The 4242-nt window shown below is 68.5% G+C and carries 4 protein-coding genes; 2 read left to right on the top strand and 2 right to left on the bottom strand.

The genetic code is table 11. The annotated features are described in order from the left end of the window. On the bottom strand, positions 1–1538 hold a 1538-nt coding region (locus VFG33_RS04070), incomplete at its 3' end, for an AMP-binding protein (RefSeq protein WP_325022509.1). 116 nt (positions 1539–1654) lie between these two features. Between VFG33_RS04070 and VFG33_RS04065 the strand changes: the two genes are divergently transcribed. Next, a complete protein-coding gene (locus VFG33_RS04065; RefSeq protein ID WP_325022507.1) occupies positions 1655–2575 on the top strand; it encodes a threonine/serine dehydratase in 921 nt (306 codons plus the stop codon). Between the two features lie 3 nt (positions 2576–2578). Here the strand turns inward: VFG33_RS04065 and VFG33_RS04060 are convergent, their stop codons facing one another. After that, a complete protein-coding gene (locus tag VFG33_RS04060; RefSeq protein ID WP_325022506.1) occupies positions 2579–3196 on the bottom strand; it encodes a rhomboid family intramembrane serine protease in 618 nt (205 codons plus the stop codon). A gap of 205 nt (positions 3197–3401) precedes the next feature. Between VFG33_RS04060 and VFG33_RS04055 the strand changes: the two genes are divergently transcribed. Then, positions 3402–4242: Cmx/CmrA family chloramphenicol efflux MFS transporter (locus VFG33_RS04055; RefSeq protein ID WP_325022503.1), on the top strand; the 841-nt coding region annotated here is incomplete at its 3' end.

Raw genomic sequence — 4242 nt, 5'->3', positions numbered from 1 at the left:
TCCATGCTGCCGGTCGACAGTCGGTGTCCTGCCACGTTGATGACGTCGTCCGTCCGGCCCATCACGAAGATGTAGCCGTCGGCATCGATATAGCCGGAATCACCGGTCAGGTAGAACCCGTCGTACCGGCTCAGGTAGTTGTCGATGTACCGCTGATCGTCACCCCAGAGGGTCGGCAGCGCGCCCGGAGGAAGCGGCAGCTTGATCGCGATCGCCCCCTCCTCCCCCGGAGGCAACGGCAGCCCCTCGGCATCGAGGATCTGGACGTTCCATCCCGGCAGCGGGACGGTCGCGGAACCAGGCTTGATCGGTAGCGGTTCGAGACCGCGGGGATTGGCCACGATGGGCCAGCCGGTCTCCGTTTGCCACCAGTGGTCGACGACCAGTACTCCGAGCTTGTCGTGGGCCCAGTGATACGTCTCGGGGTCGAGGCGTTCGCCGGCGAGGAAGAGCGTGCGGAAGTCACCGAGGTCGTACTTCGCCAGCTCGAGTCCGTCCGGATCGACCTTCTTGATCGCCCGGAGTGCCGTGGGAGCCGTGAAGAGCGCTCTCGCGTGATGCTCGGAGATCACCCGCCAGAACGCACCCGCGTCCGGCGTACCGACTGGCTTGCCCTCGTAGAGGACGGTGGTGGCGCCGACCAGGAGCGGCGCATAGACGATGTAGGAGTGGCCGACGACCCAGCCGACGTCGGAGGCGGTCCACCAGACGTCGCCGGGCCCGATGTCGTAGACCGCTCTCATCGACCAGGCCAGCGCCACCGCGTGACCGCCGTTGTCCCGTACGACGCCCTTCGGTCGGCCCGTCGTCCCGGAGGTGTAGAGCACATACAGCGGATCGGTCGCGGCCACCGGCACCGGCTCGGCCGGAGCAGCGGAGCCGGCCGAGATCACCGTTTCCCAGTCGAGATCGCGCTCTCCGAGTTTCCCGGGTGCGTTCTCGCGCTGCAGCACGATCGTGTGGTCCGGCTGGTGCGCGGCCAGGGTGAGCGCGGACTCGATGATCGGCAGGTACTCGACCACCCGGGTCGGTTCGATCCCGCAAGAGGCGGCCACGATCACCTTCGGCGTCGCGTCGTCGATCCGCGCCGCCAGCTCCTTCGGCGCGAACCCGCCGAACACGACCGAGTGGATCGCGCCGAGCCGCGCGCAGGCCAGCATCGTGATCACGGCCTCAGGCACCATCGGCATGTACACGATCACGCGATCGCCCTTGCCGACTCCCAGCGACCTCAACCCGCCCGCGAACACCGCGACCTCGTCCCGCAGCTCGCGGTAGGAGTAGGTGCGCGAGGTCCCGGTCACCGGTGAGTCGTAGATCAGCGCGATGCGATCGCCGTCGCCCGCCTCGACGTGCCGGTCGAGCGCGTTGTACGCCGTGTTCAGCTCGCCGTCCGGGAACCACCGGTAGAGCGGCGCGGCCGAATCGTCCAGCGCCCGGGTCGGCGGCCGGGTCCACGAGATCGCGGCAGCAGCCTCCAGCCAGAAACCCTCCGGATCCGCCAGACTGCGGCGATAACTCTCGTCGTACGCGCCCATCCGCTCGCCTCCATCAGCCAGTCGCAGTCTTGCCTATCATCGACACCGATGACAGGGCATCGACACCGATGACAGGGCACCGACACCGATGACAGGGCCATGGCAGGGTTGGAGACATGACCGTGACTCGTGAGGACATTCAGGCAGCCGCTCGACGGATCGGAGGCCGGGTACGCCGGACGCCGGTGCTGCAGGTGGCGCCCACGCTCACGTTCAAACTCGAACTGCTGCAGCACGTCGGCTCCTTCAAGCCGCGGGGTGCGTTCAACCGGCTGCTGTCGGCCAAGGAGCAAGGCACTCTCACCGGCCAGGGTGTGGTCGCTGCGTCCGGTGGGAACGCGGGTCTGGCCGCTGCCTACGCGGCCCGCGAACTCGGCGTACCGGCTCGGATCTTCGTGCCGGAGAGCGCTCCCGCGCCGAAGGTGAAGCGGCTGAAGACACTCGACGCCGATGTCGTCCAGGTCGGCAGCGAGTACGCCGAGGCCTACGCGGCCGCCGTGGTCGCGTGTGAGGAATCGGGAGCGCTGCTGGTGCATGCGTACGACCAGCCTGAGGTCGTTGCCGGGCAAGGGACTCTTGGGCTCGAGTTGCTCAAGCAGGTCGACGGCTTCGACACCGTGCTGGTCGCGGTCGGTGGAGGTGGTCTGATCGCCGGCATCGCGACCGCGATCGGTGATCGTGCCCAGGTGATCGGGGTCGAGCCGGAGTTGGCGCCGACGCTGCACCGGGCGCTCGAGGACGGGCAACCGGTCGACGTCCAGGTGGGCGGTCTGGCTGCGGACTCGCTCGGGGCGCGGCGGCTCGGGAGCCTGGCGTTCGAGGCGGTCCGGGCGAACAACGTCCGGTCGGTGCTGGTGGACGAGGACGCGATCGTTGCCGCTCGCAACCAGCTGTGGCACGAGTACCACCTGGCGGTCGAGCACGGTGCCGCGGTTACGCAGGCAGCCCTGCTGAGCGGCGCCTACCGGCCGGGCGCCGACGAACGAGTCCTGGTGGTCGTGTGCGGCGCCAACACAGACCCCTCAACTCTGGACTAGAGATCAGACGGTGCGGGCGGGGGTTTTGCGGGAGTCGTCGGCGAGGACCCAGGCTGCGATGACGCCGGCGATGGCGCCGAAGAGGTGGCCCTGCCAGGAGATGCCGTCCTGGGGTAGCAGGCCGCCGAGGAGAGCGCTCCCCCAGACGAGAACCACGACCACGCCGATCAGGACCTGGCTGATCCGGCGGTTGAAGATGCCCCGGGCGATCAGGTACGCGGCGTACCCGAAGACCAGGCCGCTCGCGCCGATCGTCACGGTATGTGGCGGCGAGACGAGCCAGGTGCCGAAGCCGCCGAGCACGGTGACCAGGGCGGTGACGGAGAACAGCCGCTTCGCGCCGCTGACCGCGATCAGCAGGCCGAGGGTGACCAGCGGGAGCGTGTTCGAGATCAGGTGGCCGAACCCGAGGTGCAGGAACGGCGCGGTGATGATGCCGACCAGGCCGTCCGGTTCCCGGGCGATGATCCCGTACTGGTCGAGCTCACCGTTGAGCGCGGTGTCGACGATCTCACTGACCCACATCAGTCCGACCAGCGCGATCAGCAGCTTGATGCCACTGCCGATCCGCGCGCGGTCGACGACGCTGCTGGTCCGCCGGGCGGGACTCGGGTAACTCATGCACCAACGATGCCCGATCAACCCAAACCGGTCCTGTCCACCGAGCGTTTCGCCGTCGGCCGGGTCGCGGGGTGAGACGCCGGTAGAGGTGTGACACCGACGTATGTCACGATGAGCGACTTGCGGGTTGCTGTGCGCTACAGCTGGTGATCCGCGCTTTCTGAGCCGTCCGTCCACGACCCAGACTCCGGAGGATCGATCACGTATGCCGCTTGCCGTCTACATTCTGGGACTGGCGATCTTCGCCCAGGGAACCTCCGAGTTGATGCTCGCGGGCCTGCTCCCCGAACTGGCCGGCGACCTCGGCGTGTCCATCCCGGACGCCGGACTGCTGATCTCCGCCTTCGCCGTCGGCATGCTGATCGGAGCCCCGGTGCTCGCGGTCGTCACGCTGCGCTGGCCACGCCGTACCGCGCTGCTGGTGTTCCTGGCGATCTTCGCGGTCACCCACGTCGCGGGAGCGCTCACCCCGAACTACACGGTCCTGCTCATCACCCGGGTGGTCGGAGCCTTCGTGTACGCCGGGTTCTGGGCGGTCGCGGCTGTCACGGCAGTCGGGCTCGTGCAACCGAACAACCGGGCGAAGGCGATGAGCGTCGTCGCCGGCGGTCTCACCATCGCCACCATCATCGGTCTGCCGGTCGGCACCGTGATCGGCCAGAACCTCGGCTGGCGGGCCGCGTTCTGGGCGGTGGCGGCGATGTCTGTGCTCGCGATGGCCGGCGTGATCTCGACGATTCCCGGCGGGCGGCCGGACCCGGAGAGCGCTCCCCAGCTCAGGAACGAACTGCGGGCGATGGGCAACCCACGGTTGTGGTTGTCCTATGCGACCACCGCGCTGATCACTGCCGCGATCCTGGTGATCTTCAGCTACCTCGCTCCCCTGCTGACCGAAAGCACCGGGCTGCCCTCCGAGGCGGTCCCCGGCGTCCTGGCCCTGTACGGCGTGGGGTCGCTGATCGGGATCACCATCGGTGGGCGGACCGCAGACGCCACGCCGTTCCGCACGTTGTTCGTCGGGATCGCCGGGGTGAGCGCTCTCTCGG

The organism is Kribbella sp. (assembly GCF_035687465.1).
Classification (GTDB): Bacteria; Actinomycetota; Actinomycetes; order Propionibacteriales; family Kribbellaceae; genus Kribbella.
The sequence above is the reverse complement of the archived record's forward strand: the minus strand, read 5'-3'. Positions and strand labels throughout refer to the sequence as shown.

Coding starts and splice junctions, on each gene's coding strand:
- VFG33_RS04065 (WP_325022507.1), top strand. CDS start 1,655: ATGACCGTGACTCGTGAGGACATTCAGGCAGCCGCTCGACGGATCGGA.
- VFG33_RS04060 (WP_325022506.1), bottom strand. CDS start 3,196: ATGAGTTACCCGAGTCCCGCCCGGCGGACCAGCAGCGTCGTCGACCGC.